Source organism: Bradyrhizobium sp. LLZ17 (genome assembly GCF_041200145.1).
GTDB lineage: Bacteria > Pseudomonadota > Alphaproteobacteria > Rhizobiales > Xanthobacteraceae > Bradyrhizobium.
In genome coordinates, this window is the sequence record NZ_CP165734.1 from 2263955 (window position 1) to 2287520 (window position 23566).

The 23566-nt window shown below is 63.3% G+C and carries 15 protein-coding genes and 2 pseudogenes; 11 read left to right on the top strand and 6 right to left on the bottom strand.

Annotated features, from left to right (window positions below; genetic code table 11):
• Positions 1–43: 43 nt before the first annotated feature.
• The 4 genes from AB8Z38_RS11320 (at position 44) to AB8Z38_RS11335 (ending at position 7947) form a co-directional block, all read left to right on the top strand.
• On the top strand, positions 44–1426 hold the full coding sequence (locus tag AB8Z38_RS11320) for a thiamine pyrophosphate-requiring protein (RefSeq protein WP_369725078.1): 1383 nt from the start codon (positions 44–46) through the stop codon (positions 1424–1426).
• A gap of 138 nt (positions 1427–1564) precedes the next feature.
• Positions 1565–5713: a GAF domain-containing protein gene (locus AB8Z38_RS11325; RefSeq protein WP_369725080.1), complete on the top strand. Its 4149-nt coding sequence runs from the start codon at positions 1565–1567 to the stop codon at positions 5711–5713.
• A gap of 2 nt (positions 5714–5715) precedes the next feature.
• Entirely contained in the window at positions 5716–6105 is a 390-nt protein-coding gene (locus tag AB8Z38_RS11330; protein WP_369725081.1) for a response regulator, read from the top strand.
• 129 nt (positions 6106–6234) lie between these two features.
• Entirely contained in the window at positions 6235–7947 is a 1713-nt protein-coding gene (locus AB8Z38_RS11335; RefSeq protein ID WP_369725083.1) for an alpha/beta hydrolase, read from the top strand.
• A 6-nt stretch (positions 7948–7953) separates the two neighbouring features.
• Here the strand turns inward: AB8Z38_RS11335 and AB8Z38_RS11340 are convergent.
• Positions 7954–9536 (bottom strand): annotated as a pseudogene (locus AB8Z38_RS11340) (MDR family MFS transporter).
• Positions 9537–9704: 168 nt separating this feature from the next.
• Positions 9705–10221, bottom strand: a pseudogene (locus tag AB8Z38_RS11345) (YcgN family cysteine cluster protein).
• A gap of 293 nt (positions 10222–10514) precedes the next feature.
• On the opposite strand from AB8Z38_RS11345, the gene AB8Z38_RS11350 reads away from it, so the two are divergent.
• From AB8Z38_RS11350 to AB8Z38_RS11360, 3 genes are read left to right on the top strand one after another with little or no spacing between them, the layout of a single operon-like run.
• Entirely contained in the window at positions 10515–12812 is a 2298-nt protein-coding gene (locus AB8Z38_RS11350) for a transglycosylase domain-containing protein (protein WP_369725085.1), read from the top strand.
• A 9-nt stretch (positions 12813–12821) separates the two neighbouring features.
• On the top strand, positions 12822–13400 hold the full coding sequence (locus AB8Z38_RS11355; protein ID WP_369725086.1) for a DUF1214 domain-containing protein: 579 nt from the start codon (positions 12822–12824) through the stop codon (positions 13398–13400).
• The gene (locus AB8Z38_RS11360; RefSeq protein WP_369725088.1) at positions 13397–13981 is read left to right on the top strand and encodes a DUF1254 domain-containing protein; all 585 of its coding nucleotides are present in this window, start codon (positions 13397–13399) and stop codon (positions 13979–13981) included. Before AB8Z38_RS11355 ends, AB8Z38_RS11360 begins: the two co-directional genes overlap by 4 nt.
• A 425-nt stretch (positions 13982–14406) precedes the next feature.
• On the opposite strand, the gene AB8Z38_RS11365 is transcribed toward AB8Z38_RS11360, so the two are convergent.
• Both AB8Z38_RS11365 and AB8Z38_RS11370 read right to left on the bottom strand, forming a co-directional pair.
• Positions 14407–15105, bottom strand: a complete 699-nt coding sequence (locus tag AB8Z38_RS11365; RefSeq protein WP_369725090.1) for an SMP-30/gluconolactonase/LRE family protein — start codon at positions 15103–15105, stop codon at positions 14407–14409.
• 301 nt (positions 15106–15406) lie between these two features.
• Positions 15407–16591, bottom strand: a complete 1185-nt coding sequence (locus tag AB8Z38_RS11370) for an acyl-CoA dehydrogenase family protein (RefSeq protein ID WP_369725092.1) — start codon at positions 16589–16591, stop codon at positions 15407–15409.
• Positions 16592–16639: 48 nt separating this feature from the next.
• Here AB8Z38_RS11370 and AB8Z38_RS11375 point away from each other — a divergent pair, with 48 nt between their 5' ends.
• Complete coding sequence (locus tag AB8Z38_RS11375; protein ID WP_369725094.1) at positions 16640–17362, top strand: winged helix-turn-helix transcriptional regulator; 723 nt, start codon at positions 16640–16642, stop codon at positions 17360–17362.
• Positions 17363–17538: 176 nt separating this feature from the next.
• Here the strand turns inward: AB8Z38_RS11375 and AB8Z38_RS11380 are convergent, their stop codons facing one another.
• On the bottom strand, positions 17539–17952 hold the full coding sequence (locus AB8Z38_RS11380; RefSeq protein WP_369726471.1) for a GFA family protein: 414 nt from the start codon (positions 17950–17952) through the stop codon (positions 17539–17541).
• A 309-nt stretch (positions 17953–18261) separates the two neighbouring features.
• Between AB8Z38_RS11380 and AB8Z38_RS11385 the strand changes: the two genes are divergently transcribed.
• From AB8Z38_RS11385 to AB8Z38_RS11395, 3 genes are all read left to right on the top strand, one after another.
• Positions 18262–19092 carry a L,D-transpeptidase gene (locus AB8Z38_RS11385; RefSeq protein WP_369725095.1) on the top strand — a complete coding sequence of 277 codons (831 nt, stop codon included), beginning with the start codon at positions 18262–18264 and terminating at the stop codon, positions 19090–19092.
• 384 nt (positions 19093–19476) lie between these two features.
• Positions 19477–20748 (top strand): oxalate/formate MFS antiporter, encoded by a 1272-nt coding sequence (gene oxlT / locus AB8Z38_RS11390; RefSeq protein WP_369725096.1) that lies wholly within the window; start codon positions 19477–19479, stop codon positions 20746–20748.
• Positions 20749–20823: 75 nt separating this feature from the next.
• Positions 20824–20982, top strand: a complete 159-nt coding sequence (locus tag AB8Z38_RS11395) for a hypothetical protein (protein ID WP_369725097.1) — start codon at positions 20824–20826, stop codon at positions 20980–20982.
• Between the two features lie 667 nt (positions 20983–21649).
• On the opposite strand, the gene ftsH is transcribed toward AB8Z38_RS11395, so the two are convergent.
• Entirely contained in the window at positions 21650–23503 is a 1854-nt protein-coding gene (ftsH, locus tag AB8Z38_RS11400; RefSeq protein WP_369725098.1) for an ATP-dependent zinc metalloprotease FtsH, read from the bottom strand.
• Positions 23504–23566 lie beyond the last annotated feature (63 nt).

A 23566-nucleotide genomic window follows, 5' to 3' on the forward strand; every position in this document is an offset into this window, starting at 1 on the left:
GGGCCCGGCGCGGAGAACGCGATGGGCGGCGTGGCGCAGTGCTTTGGCGAGATCCGTGCCCGTGCTGGTGCTGCCGATGGGCTATCAGCGACGGCTGTCGCATATCGAACCGAACTTCAATTCCAGCGAGGTGATGAAGGCGTTCTCGAAATCATCCGAGCCGATCATCCTGGCCGCGGAAGTCGTCAACATCTTCCGCCGCGCCTTCACGAGGCTGAAGAACGGCCGCGGCGGTCCCGTGATCGTCGAGATTCCGGCCGACATGTGGAACGAGGACGTGCCGGAGCCCCTCGACTATACGCCGGTGCTGCGCACCCGCTACGGCGCAGACCCCGTGCATGTGAGGGAAGCAGCCGCCCTCCTCGTCAACGCCAAGCGTCCGGTGATCTACGCAGGTCAGGGCGTGCATTACGCGCAGGCGTGGCCGCAGCTGAAACGGCTCGCCGAGCGGCTTGCCATTCCCGTCACCACCAGCCTGGGCGGCAAATCGTCGTTTCCGGAAACCCATCCGCTCTCGCTCGGCTCCGGCGGCCTCGCAGTGCCGCGCGCGGTGCCGAAATTCCTTAGTGAAGCCGACGTCATCTTCGGCATTGGTTGCTCCTTCACGGAGACAAGCTTCGGCATCGCGATGCCCAGGGGCAAGACCATCATCCATTCCACGCTCGATCCGAACCATCTCAACAAGGATGTGGAGGCCAGGATCGGCCTGGTCGGCGATGCCGGCCTCGTGCTCGATGCGCTGTTGGAAGAGATCAACAAGACCGTCACCAGGGATCGCGATGCATCAGCGGTCAGCGCCGAGATTGCCGCCTCTCACAGGGAGTGGCTGGCGAAATGGATGCCGAAACTCGCCAGCACCGACGCGCCGCTCAATCCCTATCGCGTGCTCTGGGACCTGCAGCACACCGTCGATATCCGCAACACCATCATCACCCATGATGCCGGCAGCCCGCGCGATCAGCTCTCTCCGTTCTGGAAGGCTGTCGAGCCGCTGTCCTATCTCGGCTGGGGCAAGACCACGCAGCTCGGCTACGGCCTCGGGCTGGCGATGGGCGCCAAGCTCGCAAAGCCTGACAAGCTCTGCATCAATGTCTGGGGGGATGCGGCGATCGGCTTCACGGGGATGGATTTCGAGACCGCGGTCCGCGAGCGCATCCCGATCATGTCGGTCCTGCTCAACAATTTCTCCATGGCGATCGAATTGAAGGTGATGCCGATCTCGACCGAAAAATATCGCTCGACCGACATCTCCGGCGACTATGCCGCGATGGCGCGCGCCTTCGGCGGCCATGGCGAGCGGGTGACAAGGCCGGAGGAGATCGTGCCGGCGATCAGGCGCGGCATCCAGAAGACGCAGGAAGGCGTGCCGGTGCTGCTGGAGTTCATCACCAGCAAGGAGACGGAGGTGTCGCGGCCGGGCACCTGAGCTCGGCGGCGTCGCCGGGCGGTCGCCGATATGCGCAAGGATATTGCTGGCCTGAACGGTTCCAGGATGGAATAATCCCTTCCAGATTAAGCAATTAGGCCCGGCGCCGGCAGGCCGTCGGCAAATTGGATTTTTGGAATGGTGCCGTATCCGGCGGACATGGCGGCCGAGCTCAGGGGCAGCATTGCCGAGCTTGAGCAGCAATTGCAGTCAAGCACCGCGGAGAACGCGCGGCTGCAGCATGAATTGACGCTGGCGCGGGAGCGCCAAAGCGCCAGCGCCGAGATTCTGCGCGCCATCGCCAACGCGGGCGGCAATGCCGATGCCTCGTTGCAGCAGGTCGCCGAGACGACCGCGAGCCTGTTCGGCGCGTCCAGCGTCTCGCTGCTGATCGCCGATGGCGAGCGCTGGGGCCGGACGCTCCGGGTCGGCGCCGGCTCGGAGCGGATCGCCGCCGCAATCCCGCTGGCGCATGTCGCGATCACGCCGCGGTTCATGCCCGGCGCGGTCTATCTCGAAAACCGCCAGGTCCACGTTCCCGACTGCGACGATCCGGCGGCAATGGCGCGGTGGCCGGGGTTAGCTCCGGCTCGGACGGCCGGCACCCGCACCATATCCGGCACGCCGCTTCGCCGCGAGGGACGGGCCATTGGCGCACTCATCATACATCGTGGTCGTCTCGAACCTTTCACGGTCGAGGAGCTCACGCTGCAGCAGAGCTTCGCCGACCAAGCCGTGATCGCAATCGAGAACGCGCGTCTGTTTAACGATTCGAAGACGAAGTCACGAGAGCTCGGCGAAGCTCTGCAACAGCAGACTGCTACGGCCGACGTGCTTCAAATCATCTCCAACTCCCCTGGTGAGCTCGAACCTGTGTTTCGCGCCGTCCTGGAGAACGCGACCCGCATCTGCGACGCCCAATTCGGCACCCTGCTCCGATTCGACGGCAAGGCATTCTACTTCGCAGCCGATGTCGGCACGCCGGAACCGCTTCGCGAGCATGTGAGGCGGCCCGGGCCGTTCCAGGGTTTGCCGGGCGGCATGATCGATCGGATCTTGAGAACGTGCGAACTGCAGCACTCGCCGGACTATGCCGCCGAGCCAGCTCCAGGCCTCGCGGCCAGGCTCGGCGGGGCACGATCGACGCTGGGCGTACCGATCCTCCGGGATGACGCGCTGGTGGGCGCGATCGTCATCTACCGTCAGGAGGTGCGGCCGTTCTCCAGCCGGGAGATCGACCTCGTACGAGGCTTTGCGACGCAGGCTGCGATCGCGATCGAGAACGCAAGCCTATTCAATGAGACCCGGGATGCCCTGGCACGGCAAACTGCGACCTCTGACATTCTGCGCGTCATCAGCCAGTCGCCCACCGACGCGCAGCCCGTGTTCGAGGCCATCGCGCAGACCGCCGTACGGCTTCTCGGGTGCGACCGGGCCTTTATCCAGCGCTGCGACGACAAGAGCTTCTGGACGGTTGCCTGGTGCGGGCCGGACGGCCAACTTCCAATTCTCAATACGTCGCCGGTTCCGATCGACCCGAACGCCAACTTCCCGTCTCGCGCGATCGTGGAAAGAACGACGTTGCACCTGCCGGATTGGTCGGCCGTCGAGTTGCCGCCATTCGAGCGTGCCATTCAGGAGAGATTGGGAATCGCTTCTGCACTCTATATGCCGCTGCTCCGCAACGGGGAGTGCATCGGCCTGTTGGCGATGGCCGGAAAGCTCACCCACATTTTTGACAAGCGGGAGATCACGCTGGCGGAAGCCTTCCGCGATCAGGCGCTCATCGCGATCGAGAACACGCGGCTGTTCAACGAGGTGCAGGCCAAGACAAAAGATCTAACCGAGGTGCTGCAGCAGCAGACCGCCACCGCCGACGTGCTGAAAGTCATCAGCCGCTCGGCTTTCGACCTGGATTCGGTGATGAACACGCTGACACATTCGGCCGCCGAATTGTGCAAGGCAGAGCTCAACGCGCTCTACATTCGTGAAGGTGATGTCCTTGTCGCGCGCGGCGTGGCTGACGCCGATCCCGCGCAAGCTGACTTCCTCCGACGGACTCCGCTCCAGGCCGACAACTCAACCTATATCGGCCGGACCCTCCTTGCAGGCGCGATCCGAAACATTGCTGACGTTGATGAGGAGAGGGAGATTGGCTCGCTCAAGAGGTTCAGCGAGGCTCTTGATTTCAGGTCAATCCTGTTTGTCCCGTTGATGCGGGAGGGACGCGGCATTGGCGTGTTTGCCCTCGCGCGCAAGCGAAAGGGACAATTCTCGCAACGCGAAGTCGAGCTGGTCCAGACCTTCGCCGACCAGGCGGTGATCGCTATCGAAAATGCGCGGCTGTTCGACGAGGTGCAGGCCAAGACGCTCGATCTGACGGAGGCACTGGAGCGGCAGACCGCCACCACCGAGGTGCTTTCGGTCATCAGCCGCTCGCCGTCCGATCTGCGGCCCGTTCTCGAAGCCATCTCGGAAACAGCCGCCCGCCTGTGCGGCTCCGAGCAGACGATGTTCTTCCGCTTCGACGGCGAGGTCTTCCGCATCCTGGCGAGCTGGAATTTCCCACCGGACGTTCACGAGATGCTGGAGCGCCGGCCATTGCGGCCTGGACACCCGTCCGCCGTCGGCCGCGCCGGCGCATCGCTGAAACCCGTCTGCATTCCGGACGTGCTGGCCGATCCGCACTACGGTCTGACCAGCGAGCAGAATCGCGCCCACTATCGCACCACGCTCGCCGTGCCGCTCATGCGCGAGGATCGGCTGATCGGCGCTTTTTCGCTCAACCGGAGCGAGCCCAATTCGTTTACCGAGAAGCACATCGAGCTCGTCGCGATGTTCGCGGACCAGGCCGTGATCGCGATCGAGAACACACGGCTGTTCGACGAGGTTCAGGCCAAGACGCGCGAACTCAGCGAAGCGCTGACGTACCAGACCGGCAGCGCCAACATCCTGAGAGTGATCGCCTCTTCACCGACCGACGTCGAACCGACATTGAAGGCCATCGTGGAAAGCGCCTGCGAGCTTTGCGGGGCTTATGATGCCGGCGTGTTGTTGAAGGACGGGGAGTTCCTTCGCTTCAGCGCACATCACGGCTCGATCCCGATCGGACTGGAGAGATGGCCGATCAACCGGCGCTGGGCAGCCGGGCGGGCGTTCATCGATCAAGCACCGGTCCACATCGAAGATATCAGCGATGAGAGCCATTCCGACCTCTCCGACGGCCGCGAGCTGGCGATCCGGATGGGTCATCGCAGCATCTTGAGCGTGCCGCTGTTGCACGAGAGCGAAAGCATTGGCGCGATCGTGCTTCGCCGCAAGGAAATGCACCCGTTCACCGAAAAGCAGATCACGCTGCTCCAGACTTTCGCCGACCAGGCGGTCATCGCAATCGGCAACGTCCGCCTGTTCGAGGAGGTGCAAGCCCGCACCAGGGAGCTCGCTACGTCGCTCGACGAGTTGCGCACCGCCCAGGATCGACTGGTGCAGACCGAGAAGCTCGCCTCGCTCGGCCAGCTCACCGCCGGTATCGCACACGAGATCAAGAACCCGCTCAACTTCGTCAACAATTTTGCGGCACTTTCGGCCGAGCTGACGGACGAGCTGAACCAACTGCTCGGCTCGACGGCACTCGCCGGGAGCGTCCGCGACGAGGTCGACGAGCTGACAGGCCTTCTGAAGGACAATCTGCAGAAGGTCGTGCAGCACGGCAAGCGCGCCGATTCCATCGTCAAGAACATGCTGCTGCACTCCCGCGACGGCAGCGGCGAGCATCGGCCGACCGACGTGAATGCGCTGGTCGAGGAAAGCCTCAACCTCGCCTATCACGGGGTGCGCGCCGAACAGCCGCAGTTCAACATCACCCTCAAGCGCGAGCTCGATCCAGCCGCCGGCATGGTCGAGGCGTTCCCGCAGGAAATCACGCGCGTGCTGTTGAACGTGATCTCCAACGGGTTCTATGCGGTGGGCAAACGCGCCAGCGAGAACGACGCAGGCTTCGAGCCCGTGCTGAGTGCTTCGACGCGTGACCATGGCGGGCACGTCGAAATCTGTATCCGCGATAATGGCACAGGCATTCCGCCCGAGGTGAAGGAGAAGATATTCAATCCCTTTTTCACGACCAAGCCGGCCGGCGAAGGAACCGGTCTCGGCCTTTCCATGAGCCACGACATCATCGTGAAACAGCACGGGGGTACGATTGATGTGAAAACGAATTCGGGTGAGTTTACTGAATTTACAATTCGATTGCCGCGCAAAAGCAATTTTTCAGACGAAACGAGAGGTTAGCCGTGGGTGTGATGGTTCTCGTGGTGGATGACGAGCCTGATGTGGAGGCTTTGTTCCGCCAGCAATTTCGCCGCGATCTTCGCGCAGAGCGCTTTGTGATGGATTTTGCCAATTCGGCGCCGGCCGCCTTGTCGCACATTGCCGCCGCGTCCGCACAATCGCTGATCCTCATTCTGTCGGACATCAACATGCCCGGCATGACCGGCATCGAAATGCTCCCCAAGGCGAGGGAAATCTGCCCGGATGTGCCGATCATCATGATCACCGCCTATGGCGACGCCGATACACGACGCAAGGCGATGGAAAGCGGGGCCAACGGGCTCTTGACCAAACCGATCGATTTTGCCCTGCTAAGGAACGAGATCGACAGCAGGCTCGGACAGAGTGCGTGAGCAGCAGGTCCCTCTGGCCGCCTTTCATGTCGAGCGCTTGCTCAACGGTGTTCGCACCGCACGAATGCAGCTAGAGTAGGCGCCTGCTCCGCCAACTCGGCGGCTTGCGAGACGGACCGCGCGTATTTCATGACTGTCCTCATAACATCGGCATGGCTCATTCGGCGGCAATTGCTGTCGCTGTCCGGCGTCGGCCTGATGCTGGGCGCGCTGTTCTTTGCGGCCGCGCTGACGCCGACGCTGATCCCGCGCAGCTATCTCACGCAAGGCGTGCTCGCCGGCGGCTGCTTTGCGCTCGGCTATCTCAGCGGCGTGCTGTGGCGCCGGCTGTGGCATTATCTCGAATTGCCCGAGCCGTCGGCGCGCGCGCGGTCGATTGCGAATGCGCTCGTCGCAGCCTTCTGTCTGATCGTCGTCATCGTCGCTCTCTGGCGCACGGCCGAATGGCAGAACTCGATCCGCACCGTGATGAAGATGGCGCCGGTCGAGACCGCACATCCGCTCAAGGTCTGCGCCATCGCCCTGATCACGTTCATGGTGCTGCTGGTGCTGGGGCGGCTGTTCGCGCTGACCGCCGGCTTTCTTGCCGCGCGCAAAAGCCGCGTCATCCGGCGGAAGATTGCAAACGTGATCGGCGTGGTCGTTGCAGCCCTGCTGTTCTGGTCGATCGTCAGCAATGTCCTGATCCGCGCGGGGTTCAACGCGCTCGACTCGTCCTTCCGCGAAGTCGATGCCCTGCTGGAGCCCGAGCGGCCGCAGCCAACCGCCGCTGAGCGAACAGGAAGCCCGGCATCGCTGGTGAAGTGGACGCAGCTCGGACGCATGGGGCGCAGGTTCATTGCCTCGAGTCCGACCGCAGCGGACATCAGCGCCGTCACGGGACGGCCCGCGCGCGACCCGGTGCGCGTCTATGTCGGCTTGGGTAGCCGCGACACCGCGCAGGCGCGCGCCCGGCTCGCGCTCGAGGAGCTCAAGCGCCAGCACGGTTTCGAACGCAAGGTCCTGATCGTCATCACGCCGACCGGCACCGGCTGGATCGACCCGTCGGCGATGGATACGGTCGAATATCTGCACCACGGCGATGTCGCCAGCGTCGCGATGCAATATTCCTATCTCAACAGCCCGCTGTCGCTGCTGTTTCAGCCAGAGTACGGAGCAGAGGCGTCGCGCGCCCTGTTCGCGCAGATCTACGGCTACTGGACGACGCTGCCAAAGGACGCCCGGCCCAAACTGTATTTGCACGGACTGAGCCTCGGTGCCCTGAACTCGGAAAAATCCGCGGAGCTGTTCGAGACCATCGGCGATCCCATTGCCGGCGCGCTGTGGAGCGGGCCGCCGTTCGAGAGCCGCATCTGGCGCTCGATCACCGCCAACCGCAATCAGGGCTCGCCGGCGTGGCTGCCGGAATTCCGCGACGGCCGTTTCGTCCGCTTCATGAACCAGAACGGGCCGACGGTGCCGCCAGATACGCCGTGGGGTCCGATGCGCGTGGTCTATCTGCAATATGCCAGCGACGCGATCACCTTCTTCGCCTATCGCGACGCCTACCGGGTCCCGGCCTGGATGAAGGCACCGCGTGGGCCCGACGTCTCACCGGAGCTGCGATGGTATCCCATCGTCACGATGCTGCAGCTCGCCCTCGACATGGCGGTCGCGACGGAGACGCCGATGGGCTTTGGCCATGTCTACGCGCCCGAGCACTACGTCGATGCCTGGGTCGCGGTCACCGATGTCCATGATTGGCCTGCCGACGCGCTGGCGCGGCTTAAAGAGCAGCTTGCGGCAAAAGCGCGAAAGACGAGTGCAGGCGGTCGCGACGACGATCCCGATCGCGGCGGCTAGAGGTCCCTACTCCGCCATCTCCACCGGCTGCGCGACGGCCGGACCGGCGAGCGGCCGCTCTTCCATCGCGATCAGGCAGAGCGCGGCGGTGGCCATCAGCGCCGTGGCGGCGCCGAAGACGTAGCGGAACGCGTGCCGCATGTCGTCGGAGGGGATCGCGTTGACGGCGGCGTGATGCTCGCCGGCGAGCGGAACGTCGGCGCCGAGCGCAATGAGCAGGATCGCGGCGAACGCAGCGACCGTGAACGACGACATCAGCGAGCGGAAAAAGTTCATCGCGCCGGTGATGGTGCCGACCTGGGGGCGGGCAACCGAATTTTGCAGCGAGACCACGCAGACCGGAAAGGTCGTGCCGAGCCCGAGCGCGAATGCAGCCATCAGCGTCAGCAGGCCCCACAGCGGCAACGTCGTCAGCGTGAGGCCGAGCGCACAGATCGCAGCCCAGGAGGTGCCGATGATGGCGACGCGCTTGTAGTGCTTGGCGCGCGCCATGGTGCGGCCGGCGATTGCCGCGCCGCAGGTCGACACCGCCGCGAGCGGAATCAGTGCAAGCCCCGCCTCGCTGGCGCTGAGGTGGTAGACGGACTCGTAATAGAGCGGCAGCTGCACGGTGAGGCCGGTGATGGCGCCGAGGCCGCATCCGCCGGCGGTCAACGCGAACGGTGCGACCTTCCCGCCGAGCAGCGGCAGCGGTAGGAACGGCTCGTCGGCCCGGCGCGCATGCCAGACGAAGACGACTGCGAGTGCGACAGCGCCGCCCACCATCGACAGAACTGTCGGCGAGAGCCACGGGAAGCGCGTGCCGCCCCAGGTCAGCACCAGCATGAAGACGACGGCGGAGGCCATCAGCAGCACGCCGCCGAGCCAGTCGACCTTGCGCTTGCGGTGGAACACCGGGATCTTCTTCATCTTGGGCAGCAGCAGCGCGGAGCCGCGGCTGCTAGCGGCAGGTTGATCCAGAAGATCATCGACCAGTGCAGATGCTCGGCAAACACGCCGCCGATGACGGGGCCGAGGATGCCGCCGACCATCCAGACGCTGGAGAAATAGGCTTGGTATTGCCCACGTTCGCGCGGCGAGACGACGTCGGAGATCACGGTCTGGACCACCGGCATGATGCCGCCGCCGCCGAGTCCCTGCAGGCCGCGCGCCAGAATCAGCATCGGCATGCTCGGCGCGATCGCGCACAGCACCGAGCCCGCAATGAACAGGCTCAGCGACACGATGAGCATCGCCTTGCGGCCGTAGATGTCGCTCAGCGTCCCGAACACCGGCGCAACGGCCGTCGAGGCGAGCAGGTAGGCGGTAATGACCCAGGAGAGATTGGAGACGTCGTGGAATTGGCGCCCGATGGTCGGCAGCGCGGTCGCGACGATGGTCTGGTCGAGGGCGGCCAAAAACATCGTCAGCATCAGGCTGATAACGATGGTCCGAACCTCGTCCTGCGACAGCGGCACCGGTGGCGCCAGGGAGGGAGCATCGCTGACGCTGATGACCTCGCCCGGAAGACGGGTCAGCTCGTCGGCGATGTCGTCGGGCAAGGTCTGGATATCGGCAGCCTGGCTGCTCTGCCGTGCGAACTTGTTCATTTCGGGCGTGTCAGACGTGATGTTGCGGCGCAAAGCCGGCGAAGGATCTCGTTCTATGAAATGTATTTAGACAGCAAAGTCCTTCTCAGGCAGGCCCCCGGGCGCATGGGAGCATCCCGCCGCCGGTCCATCCCGAACACGTGATGGTCGTCGGAGTGCGATGGCGCATCAGTCCTTCGGACGTCGCTTCAGGCGAGCTCGTTTCGGCAGCTGTGCCGGCCATTGCACGATGTGGTTCTCAAGCTCGTCATCCGGGATCTCTACCTCGCTGCCCTCGACCCGACCGCGCACGGAGACGCCGGCCTCATGCACGGTGTTGGGATCGCCGGAGACCAGCGGATGCCACCAATAGAGATCGCGCCCCCTCGGCAACGAGCTTGTAGCCGCAGCTCGGCGGCAGCCAGTTCAGGGTGCGGACATTGGCAGGCGTCAGGCGAACGCAGTCAGGAACCTTGGCGGAACGATTCGCGTAGTCCTTGCAGCCGCAGGTTCCGGCATCGAGCAGCTTGCAGCCGACATGGGTGTAATAAATCTCGCCGGTGTCTTCTTCCTCGAGCTTGTTCAGGCAGCAGCGGCCGCAGCCGTCGCACAGGCTTTCCCACTCGTCCCCAGACATCTGTTCCAACGTCTTGGTTTTCCAGAAGAAACCCTCCTGGCCTGAAGGTCGTTTGGGAGCTGCGGTCATGCGCCTCATTAAGATTCGAAAGAGCTACGGCTAACGTCATCTAGGGCGCGCGCCCATTGCACTGCAAGCAGCGCTCGGGTGAGGCCCGTAATGAACCGGGGTCAATTAGGCCTGTTGTTCAAAATCGCGAGCGTGGCCATTGGTTTATGGGTCCCGCTCGGCTAGAAGGAACAGCAAGTCCCCTCGGACGCGAACCGGGCGCCTTGGGTTTGCCGCAACATTCCCGCAAGACGTCTCGATGCCGCCCCGGCCGGGTGCTTGAACGCTTTCGAACCGAGCCTCGAGGGTTCTAGGTGCGCCAGATCATACCACCGCATTGGAAGACCAGGGTCCGGAATTTCTTCCTGGATCTCGATGCGCGCATCGACTCCTCGCTGTTCTCCTCGGGCAAGGGCATCCGCGAACTCTATGAGCGCTACTCGACCTTCATGGACCGCTTCTATGTCGGGCGGTGGAAGCGCTGGGTGTTCATCGAACCGCTGTCGGAGGCCGCAACGATCGGCCTCGGCGGCCTGATCCTGCTGCTCACGCTCGCCATCCCCGCCTTCCGCGAGACCGCCGACGAAGATTGGCTGAAGAAGTCCGATCTCGCGGTCACCTTTCTTGACCGCTACGGCAACCCGATCGGCAGCCGCGGCATCAAGCACAATGATCCGATCCCGCTGGAAGACTTTCCGGACGTGCTGATCAAGGCGACGCTCGCGACCGAGGACCGTCGCTTCTACGACCATTTCGGCATCGACATCGCCGGCACCGCGCGCGCGCTGGTCACCAACGCCCAGGCCGGCGGCGTCCGCCAGGGCGGCTCGTCGATCACCCAACAGCTCGCCAAGAACCTGTTCCTGAGCAACGAGCGCACCATCGAGCGCAAGATCAACGAGGCCTTCCTCGCGGTCTGGCTGGAATGGCGCCTGACCAAGAACGAGATCCTGAAGCTGTATCTCGACCGCGCCTATATGGGCGGCGGCACCTTCGGCGTCGACGGCGCTGCGCATTTCTACTTCAACAAGTCGGCGCGCGACGTGACGCTGGCGGAAGCCGCGATGCTCGCCGGCCTGTTCAAGGCGCCGACCAAATACGCGCCGCACATCAACCTGCCCGCCGCGCGCGCCCGCGCCAACGTCGTGCTCGACAACCTCGTCGACGCCGGCTTCATGACCGAGGGCCAGGTGTTCGGCGCCCGCCGTAATCCTGCCTTCGCCGTCGACCGCCGCGACGAGGCCTCGCCGAACTATTATCTCGACTACGCTTTCGACGAGATGCGCAAGCTGGTCGATACCTTCCCGAAATCCTACACCGAGCGCGTTTTCGTGGTGCGCCTCGCGATCGACACCAACGTGCAGAAGGCGGCGGAAGACGCGATCGAGAACCAGCTGCGCCAGTTCGGCCGCGACTATCACGCGACCCAGGCCGCGACCGTTGTCTCCGATCTCGACGGCGGCATCCGTGCCATGGTCGGCGGCCGCGACTATGGCGCAAGCCAGTTCAACCGCGCCGTCGACGCCTACCGCCAGCCGGGCTCGTCATTCAAACCCTATGTCTACACCACCGCGCTGCTGAACGGCTTTACGCCGAACTCGATCGTGATCGACGGCCCGGTCTGCATCGGCAATTGGTGTCCGCAGAACTATGGCCATTCCTATTCCGGCGCCGTGACGCTGACGCAGGCGATTACGCGCTCGATCAACGTGGTCCCGGTGAAGCTGTCGATCGCGATCGGCCAGAAGGAGCAGCCGAAGGCACCGAACCCGGCCAAGATCGGCCGCGCCAAGATCGTCGAGGTCGCCCGCCGCTTCGGCCTGAAGGCCCCCCTGCCCGACACGCCGTCGCTGCCGATCGGCTCGGATGAAGTCACCGTGCTCGAGCACGCCGTCGCCTACGCAACCTTCCCGAACCGCGGCAAGGCCGTGACCCCGCATGCGGTGCTGGAGGTGCGCACCGGCGCCGGCGACCTGGTCTGGCGCTGGGACCGCGACGGTCCGAAGCCGCGCCAGGCCATTCCGCCGAACATCGCCGCCGACATGGCCGGCATGATGAGCCATGTCGTCAGCGAAGGCACCGCGCGCCGCGCCGCGCTTGACGGCATTCCGACCGCGGGCAAGACCGGCACCACCAATGCGTATCGCGATGCCTGGTTCGTCGGCTACACCGGCAACTTCACCTGCGCGGTCTGGTACGGCAATGACGATTACTCGCCGACCAACCGCATGACCGGCGGTTCGCTGCCGGCGCAGACCTGGCACGACATCATGCTCGCGGCCCATCAGGGCGTCGAGGTCAGGGAGATCCCCGGCGTCGGCATGGGCCAGAAGCTGCCGCCGGAGCGGGTCGCCAACGCGCAGGCCAATGCGGCACCGAAGATATTGGAGACCAAGCCCGGTCCGCCGCCGGTGCTGACCAAGCGCGGCGCCGATATTCTGGTGCGGGTCGAGAAGCTGCTGGACGACGCGGCCAAGACCGCGACCAAGGCGGCGGCCGACGACGACGCGACCAAGCCGGCCAAGCCGGCGTCATCGACCAGCGCGCTCGCCTTTCCGCAGAACTATGCGGCGGAGGACAACGCGAACTCATCCACCCCGCGCAAGAACTGATCGTATCCCGTGCGGCTGATCCTGATCACATTGACGGCCCTCCTGCTCGCGACCGTGGTCGGCGTCGGCGCGACCTGGATGACGACCACGCGCGGCACCGAGATCGGCGCCCTCACCATCGGTCCCTGGACGGCCCGGCCGCGCACCGGCACCGCCGACGTCGATCCCTATTCGCGCGCCACCATCGTGCGCAACGGCGAGCTGCCGATCGGCACCGGCGACGGCGTCGCCTTCACCGCGACCGCCGACGACAAGAAGAAGGCGCTCGACGGCCGCTGCGACGTCGTCGTCTCCGGCGTGACGCCGCCGGCGCGGTTCTGGACCTTGACGCTCTACGACCGCAAGGGCCATCTGGTCGCCAACTCGCTGCAGCGCTACGGCTTCACCAGCCAGGAGATCGTGCGCCAGTCCGACGGCTCGTTCGAGATCCGCATCGCCTCGCGCTCGCGCTCCGGCAATTGGCTGCCGACCGGCGGCATCGAACGCTACGCGCTGATGCTACGGCTTTACGATACCCCGGTCGGCGTTGCGACGCGGACCAAGCGCGACGCGCCGATGCCGACGATCGCGACGGTGGGCTGCTCATGATCAGGCTCGCGTTCACCATCATTGCCGGCATCGTGCTGGGTCTTGTCGTTCACCTCGTCAGCGTGCTGGCGCTGCCGCGGATCGCGACGCAGGACGCCTATTCGCGGCTGACGCCGATGACCAAGCTCAACGCCGTGACCGCGCTTCCGCTCGCCGATCCCCAGACCTCGCCGATGCCGTTCATGGATCCGGCGTTTGCGCTGGCGATCTGCCGCTACGATTTGTCGGGCGGCCCGATCAAGCTCACGGTGCCGGTGAGCCAGGCCTACACCTCGGTGTCGTTCTACACCCGCAACGAGATCGCCTATTACGCCATCAACGACCGCTCGGCGGGCAAGAAGGTGATCGAGCTCGACCTCATGACCGAGCCGCAGCACAACGAGTTGCCCGAGGACGAAGAGATCACCGCGGCCGACCGCCTGATCATCGATTCGCCCAGCACCACGGGCCTGATCGTGATGAAGGCGCTCGCCGCCGAACCGGGCCTGATGCCGCAGGCGCAGGCCTCGCTCGCGGCCGCCACCTGCGCGCCGCAAACCGAGCCGCCGGCCAAGGCCGAAGCACCGCGCGGCCGGCGGTGAACTCGCACCGCTTTGCGGCCGGAACAAAAAAGCTGCAAAACAACCCCATGCACAGTAGCCGGGACATTGAAATCATTGGACAAGTGCTGTCCGGTCCGCGACAGGAATCTGCTGCGCACATCGGCGTTTGACTCGTCGGGCAAAACACTGGCAGAATGACATCATCGGAATTTCGTAACACCCGCGCGGAGCAATCCGCCGCGGGTTTTTTCGTGCCGGAGCAGATTGCCAGGCTCGGGGGATTTCTCGGTTGCTTCCGTTGTAGCCTGAGATACTTGTTCGGTCAGGCCACAGTTTTCTAAAGCGACTTATTGGCGTCATGGCCAACCAGAGCCGGCTACAGACACCGGAAGCGTGAAGATTCTGCCCGGTGCCCGCAACGTCGGCTATTCGGTCCATTCCAAACCATTTCGCTGCGGTAATCATCAAGGTCTGTCGCGAAGGTCCTCCCAGCGCGCAGGAAAATGCTCCGCGGTCGAGACGTACCTCATCCAGCACTTCGCCCCCTCCTTGACCCGTCGGCAGTAAGAATTGGGGACGTCGGCGTACCAAATGGCGCCTTCCTGATCGATACAAATGCCGTCTGGCGGTCCCTCGAGCTGCGCCCAAACGCGGCGGCCTGAGAGATGGCCATCTGACGACACGTCGAAGGCGGTAAGCCTTTTCGCGTGCGACTCTGCCACGATGAGCGTGCGGTTGTCGGGGAACATCGCCATTCCATTGGGAAAAGCGAATCCGTCTGCTTCCTGCGAGACCTGTCCGCCAGGCCGGATCAGCAGCAAGGAAGGGCCATTGATGTAGGCGTTACCTCGGCCATCCACCACGATCTCGTTCCACATGCCCGGCCCGAGTCTTGCAAAATTGGCGACTTCCCCGCTCGCGTGCTGCTTGAGGAGCAATCCCTGCGCAGCCGAAACGATCAGCATTTCCCCATCTGCCGCGAAATCGAAGCACAATGGCGGTGCCGGCGCGCGAGCTCGCACTTGGCACGCTCCCTGGTCGTCGATCGAAAGAATTTCGCCAACACTCCAGTCAGCCAACCAGAACTGTCCTTGGTGCCAGCGTGGCGACTCCACCAGACCCCGGGCATCGGCCACGATCGAAACTTCACGCGATTGGGTCATGAAACCGCCTCCTTGAAGCCTAAGGACGGTCGAGACCAGACAATTCCGACAGCCACGCGAATGTTTATGTGCCGGCGCGGGTGACACCCGACGTTAAGGGGCTTTCGCGCCAGCTTTGCTGAGGACCTCTCTTGGCCTCGGCGACGAAGTACCGGACCCTCAGAGGTCTGCTCAGAGAGCAACGGCGGACTAGATTTGCTCAGCTTGAGCTCTTCGCCTTGTGACCCGGACCGGAATTGGGCGAACCGCAACGGCCGCCGGGGCGGGAGGTGGCTCCGGCGGTATTCGATCTCAATGTGAATCATGCTGCGTCCGTTATCGGATCGAGGCCGAGAGCAATGCGGCCGGTGAATCGGTGCTGGCGCTTTGCGGATAATGGATGGAACTGCGCAGCGTGTGCATCGCGCAAGAACCGCTCAAGAGCGATCTTGCGGTAGAAGCCGGCGCCGCCCGCCGCCTCCAACGCCTTCTCGACGGTCTCCAAGACGTGCTCGGCGACGATCGTTTTTCTCACCAGCATGGCGTTCGCCATTTCCAGGTTCGTCGCTGATTCCAGATCGTCCGCCAAGCGGACCATATCGTCCACGGCAAGCTGTGCAATCGTCAACTGATTGGTGAGTTCACCGAGCACATAGGGCACGGTTGGATCGCCTTTGCGCTTTTTTGCCTGCTCCATGCCGATGGCGGCCGCGGCCTCGGCCACGCCAGCGTAGACCGACATGATCAGCGGCATTGCCACAGTCAGAATGACGTTCCACGCTTGGTGGAAGCGACCGCGTGGCCGACGCAAGGCGATGGCGCCGTCGGGCACAAAGACATCATCAAGTATGATGGACTGCGAGCCAGTGGCGCGCATGCCGAGGGTTTTCCAATCGTCAGCGAGCGAGACGCCGTTGGCTGTGAACGGAATTGCAAAGTGTAGAACCTGCCAGCCCTCCTTAGGGTCTTCAAAGGGAGCTGACGTCACCAATATGCCGCCGCTCGGCGAGCCGCTACCGAATGGCTTTCGCGCCTTAACGCGGAAGCCGCCGTCGGCGCGCTCAGCCGTACCATTCGATTCCATCCAGTCATTCGCGCCAGTTGAGATTAGAACCGTCTCGTCGGCCGCGACCCGCTCCAGCAGCTTCTTCCCCGGCCCGCCGTTGCGGTGATTATAGACGGCCGCGGCAACGAGATGCTGATGCATCGACAACGCCAGCGCGGTCGACGGGCAATAATGGGCGAGCTGGCGCAGGAAGGCGCACATCGCGCTGTGGCGAAGGCCGCCGCCGCCAAGCTCGGTGGGAACAAGGGCCGAGAATACTTTGTGTTGAGCCCGTGGTAGTGCTCGGCGACAAAGACGTCGCCTTGGTCGCGTTCGGCGGCGCCTTCCGCAAAGCGCGGGCCGAGGACTTGAACAAGCTCTTGCAGGTGGGGAACTCGCGTCATAGCCAAACCTCCGTTTGGTACATTTTGCCAGCTTGTTATCGACAGCCGGCGCGGGCAACTTTAAAAATTGAAGTGGCGCGGTTCATGATCTCAGCCGGAATTTGGCATGGCGGAAAAGCGAGGATACGGTCAGTTCTGCCCCATCGCCCTTGCCGCCGAGATACTGGCGGAAAGATGGATGCCGCTCGTCATTCGTGAGCTGTTGTGTGGCAGCATTCGGTTCAACGACTTGCAGCGCGGGGTGCCGCGCATGTCCTCGGCACTGTTGGCACAGCGCCTCAGACAGCTGCAGTTCGCCGGCATCGTCGAGCGGCGGCGCGGTGAGGCGCGTAGTTTTGAGTACCATCTGACCCCAGCCGGGCGCGAACTATTTCCGGTAGTGGAGAGCATGGGCATTTGGGCGCAGCGCTGGCTGCGTCACGATCTTGTCGATACAGCGAACCTGGATCCCGACCTTCTGATGTGGGATATCCGTCGCAACGTTGCGGCCCGAGCTTCGCCGCGCGATGGGCGGTACGTCGTTGAGTTTCAGCTGTCAGGCGTCCCAATCAGCCGCCGCCGCTACTGGTTGATATTCGAGCACGGCATTGTTGATCTTTGCTATCGCATTCCAGGCTTTGATGTTGACCTATTCGTCGGCGCCAGTCTACACGTCCTGACGCAGGTCTGGCTGGGCCACATTTCGCTCAACCAGGCAATTCGGGAGGGGCAGCTGCGTCTTGACGGATCACATGATGACGTGACCGCGTTTCACTCGTGGTTCGCGCTGAGTATGTTCGCGCCGGCGGGACGCAAGCCGACCGGACAGAGTGAAGCTTCAGCCGAGTAGAGAGAGCATCTCTGTCGCCGGCATCAATCGGCTTTGTAGAATGGCAGCTGTTGGCCCATCTCTGATCTCCCGACCGGGGCCGGTGATGTCTGCTGTTGAGACCATCTGAGGTGTGACTTTCCCAGTGTGGCACGCTCGAGGTCGTAGAAGGTCGTTTCTGCACTTCGTCACGGCGCTCAGGTCCCTCTTTGCAGTCCGCTTGTCTGGAAATGCTCGACTGCCTCGTCAACGTGGACCCAATGATGCTTCGACCGCTCGAATGTCGAAAAGGCGGGAGCCGGAAAGCTGGGGTCGCCGAGCGCGCCAACCGCGACGCCGATGAGAGATGGCAAGGCGTCGGGCTTCCAATAGACCGTCGAGCCGCATGTTGGACAAAAATAGCATCGCACCTTACGGCCGCTATCGCCGACGCGAATGAACTCCGTAGCCGTTCCTGAGATCTCGACGGTGTCGATTGCATGGAAAACGCCGAGGCCGAATGGCGAACCGGTTCGTCGCTGGCAGGCGAGGCAATGACACGCGACAATCAGCTTTGAGGTTTCTCGCAATTTCAGTGAAAGAGCGCCGCAAAGGCATTGGGCATTAGCCATGGGATCGTCTCCCGTCTTTCTCGGTGAGGTTACGTCGGAATGTGGGGATGAGACGCAGGATGGGCGGAGGAGCAAAGCCCGCGGGACCAAAGCAACGGTCGCATGCGTCAGCTGACAAAATATCCTCTTTCGCAAGACCGCGGAAGACAAAACGCCTGAATGGTCGTCTGCGCGTCGCGCAATTTCCATGCTGCCGAACAAGCGAGCGCCGTTAACCACTGCCGACGGTTCCCATCTGGGCGACATCGCTTCGAACTTTCTTAAATCTTGCCGGGTACCTCTTTTGGGCATGGCGACCTGGGGAAAGACATGAGGAAGCGGGCCAAACGTGGAAAGGCAGACACGCTCGCACTGCCGATGGCCGGTAGAGTTGCAATTAGCGCTGTGGCCCTCGCCGCATTGGGCTACGGTTTGCTGTCTCGCCCCTTGAGCGTGCAACCGATACGAAAGCCGTCCGCGCCCCAAGCCCAGGGATCGTCAACTCCGGTCTACGTGGCAGCTCCGGTTCATGCATCAGCACCGGCGCCGGCTCCGATTGTGGTCCCGGCCCCTCTGGCCGAACCACCAAAAGCCGCTGATGGTCCCGGAGCGTTTGTTCGGCAGGTGGTCGACTACGCCAGCCACCAGGCGCCGGGCACCGTGATCATCGATACCAAAAACACATTCCTCTATTTCGTTCTGAACGACGCGCAAGCGATGCGCTACGGCATCGGTGTCGGCCGCGAAGGCTTCACATGGTCCGGTGAACAGAGTGTGGCGCGTAAAATAGAATGGCCGGATTGGCGTCCGCCTGCAGAGATGCTCGTGCGACAGCCTTATCTGCCGCGGTTCATGGCAGGCGGTCCCGGCAACCCGCTCGGCGCCCGGGCGATGTATCTTGGCGAGACCGAATATCGAATTCACGGCACCAACAAGCCCGATACGATCGGGAGGCGGGTTTCGTCCGGCTGTATCCGGCTGACCAATGAGGACGTCGTTGACCTCTACGAGCGGGTGAAAGTCGGAGCGAAAGTGATCGTGCTTCCCACAACCGCAGCCCATCGACCATCCCAGGGAGCGCCGCCCGAGGCCGCCTTCCGATCGCCGGATCCGGCGTCACGGTCGAACCGGCCCTCAGCGATGACCGCGCAGAACATCTGAAGCGCCGCTCCGCCGGGTCGACCGCTCTCTGCCGGATTCGCTACGCCGCGCTCCCAGGAAAATTGCAGTGAAAAGACGGCGCAGACGCAGAAAGGAAACCAACAGGTCCGCAGGCCGCCAGCCCCTTTGCGGATGCAAAGTAACCGGCCATTTCCTGCCTCCGCGACGAATGGACTAGAACGTTATGTGGAACTTTCCGGACCTGCCGTTCATTCAACGGTCAGTGTAATCCCGCCTCGTACTTGGCAGATGGAAAGAGGCCTACGTTCGGGAACTAAGCTTAAGTCTAACTAGCCACCCCGAAACCTAGAAATACGCGGGCGTCCCTGCCTCGAATAAGTGGGCAAAAGTCGGCACATCGATGCCGCCAACAGGGACGGAAACATGACGACAGCAACCATTGATTCCCGATCACCCGCAGTTCCGGCGACGCGGCGAAGTCAGCTCATCTGCTGCGTCCTATGCATGGTACTGATCGCCAACCTGCAGTACGGCTGGACGCTCTTCGTCAATCCGATCAGCCAGGCACATGGCTGGTCGATCGCATCGATCCAAGTTGCATTTAGCATCTTCATTGCCCTCGAGACCTGGCTGACGCCGATCCATGGCTGGATCGTTGACAGTCTCGGCGGACGACGTGGCGCCAAGCTGGTCGTGGCGGTTGGAGGCATCCTGGTCGCTCTCGGTTGGATTATCAACGCGTACGCAGAATCCCTCGCAATGCTCTATCTCGGTGCGGTGGTCGGCGGCACTGGAGGCGGAGCGGTGTACGCGACCTGTGTCGGCCAAGCAGTCAAATGGTTTCCCGACCGTCGCGGTTTGGCCGTCGGTCTTACGGCTGCCGGATACGGGGCCGGCGCAGCGCTGACCGTCGTTCCTATTCGCGCAGTGATCGATGCTGCCGGATACCAAGCAGCTTTTTTCTGGTTCGGGCTGGTCCAGGGTGGACTTGTCTTCGTCCTGGCGTGGTTCTTGCGGGCACCGGATCCCGACGAGATGGTCGGCGTCGCCGCACCAAGAGTGATGCAGACGACGCGTAGCTACACGCCTCGGCAAGCATTGGGCACCGGGGTATTCTGGCTACTTTACATCATGTTCATCATGGTGTCGGCGAGCGGGTTGATGGCAACCGCGCAGATCGCACCGATTGCCAAGGACTTCAATATTGGGAACGTGGCGATCCTGTTCGGCGCGTCGGCGCTGAGCGTGGCGCTGGTCGTCGACAGCATCTGCAATGGTGGAGCGCGTCCTCTGTTTGGCTGGATCTCAGACCAGATTGGCCGCGAATACACCATGGCGATCGCGTTCGGTCTGGGCGGAGTAGCATACTGGTTGCTGGGGACTTTGGGTCATGCCCCCTGGGCATTCGTTCTCTTCGCTGCGCTGATCTTCCTGACGTGGGGTGAAATCTTCAGCCTATTCCCGTCCACGTGCACGGACACTTTCGGAACCAAATTTGCAACCGTCAATCTCAGCCTGCTCTACACGGCCAAAGGCGCGTCGGCCTTCCTCGTGCCGATTGCCAATCTCATCAAATCAGCGAGCGGCGGTTGGCATTTGGTATTCGTGTTGACTGCCATCATGAACTTCGCGGTGGTGGCATTGGCTCTATTTGTGCTCAAGCCGTTGCGGCAGCGATTCCTGAGCAACGGCTGAAGCCGAGGCCGTTAATGCGACGCGCATGCTGGCGAAGCACTCACGCGAGGGACTTCGCGGAAAGGAGGCGTCCCCTTGCCCACTGAGCTGCCAGTCAGAACCCGATTCCCGCTGGCGTCCGAGTTTCAGCTGATCGCGCTGGCCTCGTTCCTGCCGTGGTGCTTGAGCCTGCTCCTCGCCCACCACGATCCCGCTATTGCGCACGCGTTTCTGCTCACGGGACAGCTCGGCTGATGGACAGCCGCGCCGATACACCTCAACCGCCGCTCCATCGGGTCGATCCCTTGCCCCGATCGGCTGTGGCCCGTCGAACCGCTATCACCATCCAATCCCGCAACAATCCCCTATCCTCCTTCGAAAACGAAGCACCCCGCTTAAGATCGTCCAGCGTATCGCCGCGATGGCATCGCGCGAAATCCTCCCGGATGAGGGATTCGAGATAGGCGCGATCCTCCTCGCGAATTGGGCCAGGGCCGTAGTCTGCCATAGGCATCGTGTCAGCTGAATCTTCGGATCCGCAGTGGCTGCTGAACGGCCGCGGCCGATCGGCAGCCGGTGCAATCGATCAAGACGACGGGAACGATCTACAAGCACTGACGTTCTCTGATCGATCGACGGGCTGGTGACGGAATGGACGATTATCGAGATCTCATGGGCATAAGCCTTGTGCTGCTAAGCGCCGGCATCATGTTGGTCGCGGGCGGGCTCTATCTCGACCACAGAATGGCGCATCCGCCAAACGACGCGCCGGGCGCGCCAGAAATCTCTTCGCCCATGGTTTCCCACGCGCCCTCCCCGCACCAAAACGCCGCCGAGCCTCGGCAGCCGACTGCGAACAGCCATCAGACCTAGCCCGCTGCAAAGCTGGCAATGCCGCGGAGCCTACTCAACGGCCGGCTGCTCAAACGGCCCGCAGACCTTCCTTCGCGCCTTCTTTGGGCATCTCCCGGATCAGCGCATCGATCTCGCTTTGCTCCAGCGTCTCCTTTTCCAGCAGCTTTTTGGCGGCACGATCCAGGATCGAACGGCGCGTCGTCAGCAGGTCTTCGGTCCGCTCAAGGACCCGGTCGACGATATCCTTGACCTCGCGGTCGACGGCGGCCGCGGTTTCCTCGGCATAGTCGCGCTCGCGCACCGGATAGGGCCGGTCGGCGCTCGCCAGGAAATTACCGGGATCGCGCTCGTAGGCGACGCTGCCGAGCTTTTCCGACATGCCGTAGCGCGTCACCATGCTGCGGGCGATGTCGGTGACGCGGCGCAGATCGTCGGCCGCGCCGGTGGAGAGATGACCGAACACGATCAACTCTGCCGCGCGGCCGCCGAGCAGAACGGCCATCTTGTTCTCCAGCTCCTCCTTGGTCATCAGGAAGCGGTCCTCGATCGGCCTTTGAATGGTGTAGCCGAGCGCGCCGACGCCCCGCGGGATGATGGAGATCTTGTGCACGGGATCGACCCCGGGCAGCGAGAGCGCGACCAGCGCGTGCCCCATCTCGTGATAGGCGACGATCTCGCGCTCCTTCGGATTGAGCAGGCGGTTGCGCTTCTCCAATCCCGCGACCATACGCTCGACGGCGTTGTTGAAATCACGCATGCCGACCGCCTCGGCGCCACGGCGGGTTGCCAGAAGCGCGGCTTCGTTGACGAGATTGGCAAGATCGGCACCGGTAAATCCGGGCGTCAAGCCGGCTACGGCATCGACGTCGACATCGGGGGCGAGCCGCACAATCTTCATATGCACCGCGAGAATGTCGCGGCGGCCCTTCTTGTCGGGCCGGTCGACCAGCACCTGGCGGTCAAAGCGGCCGGCGCGCAGCAGAGCGGGATCGAGGATTTCCGGGCGATTGGTCGCAGCCAGGATGACGAGGCCGGAGCGCGAGTCGAATCCATCGAGCTCGACCAGGAGCTGGTTCAAGGTCTGTTCCTTCTCGTCGTGCCCGCCGGCGAACGGGCCGATGCCACGTGCACGGCCGAGCGCGTCGAGCTCGTCGATGAAGATGATCGCGGGCGCCTTGTCGTGCGCCTGCTGGAACAGGTCGCGCACGCGGGCTGCGCCGACGCCGACAAACATCTCGACGAACTCGGAGCCCGAGATCGAGAAGAACGGCACCTTCGCCTCGCCCGCCACGGCCTTGGCCAGCAAGGTCTTGCCGGTGCCGGGCGGCCCGACCAGCAGCACGCCTTTCGGCATGCGGCCGCCAAGCCGTCCGTAATCGGTGGGATTCTTCAAGAAATCCACGACCTCGCGAAGCTCGTCCTTGGCTTCATCGACGCCGGCGACATCGGCGAAGGTGATCCCGGTATTGGCCTCGACATAGATCTTGGCCTTGCTCTTGCCGATCTGCATCAGCCCGCCGCCGAGACCGCCGCTTTGTGCGAGGCGCTGGCCGATGTACCACCAGATGCCGAAGAACAGCAGCACCGGCATGATCCACGAGAGCAAGTCGCGAAAGAAGGTGCTCTCGATCTGCCCGGTGAAGCGGACGTGATATTTTTCAAGCTCCTGAGCGGTGTCCTGGTCGACCCGCGTGGTCACGAATTGCTTCTGTCCGCCGGGCAACGGCTCCTTCAGGGTGCCCTGCACGGTGCGATCGGAAACGCCGACACTGTCGACTTTGCCGTCACGAAGCAACTGCTGGTACTGGCTGTAGGGGATCACGGCGATCCTGTTCGCCGTAACGATGACGTACTGGATGAAGAACAGCGCGAAGATCGCGAAGACGGCATACGCCACGTTGAAGCGGGTGTTCTTGGTCATGCCAAAGCTCGACTTGTGCCGGCGCCGCAGCGCAAGCCCCGGGAACAACCAGAGACGGCGAGC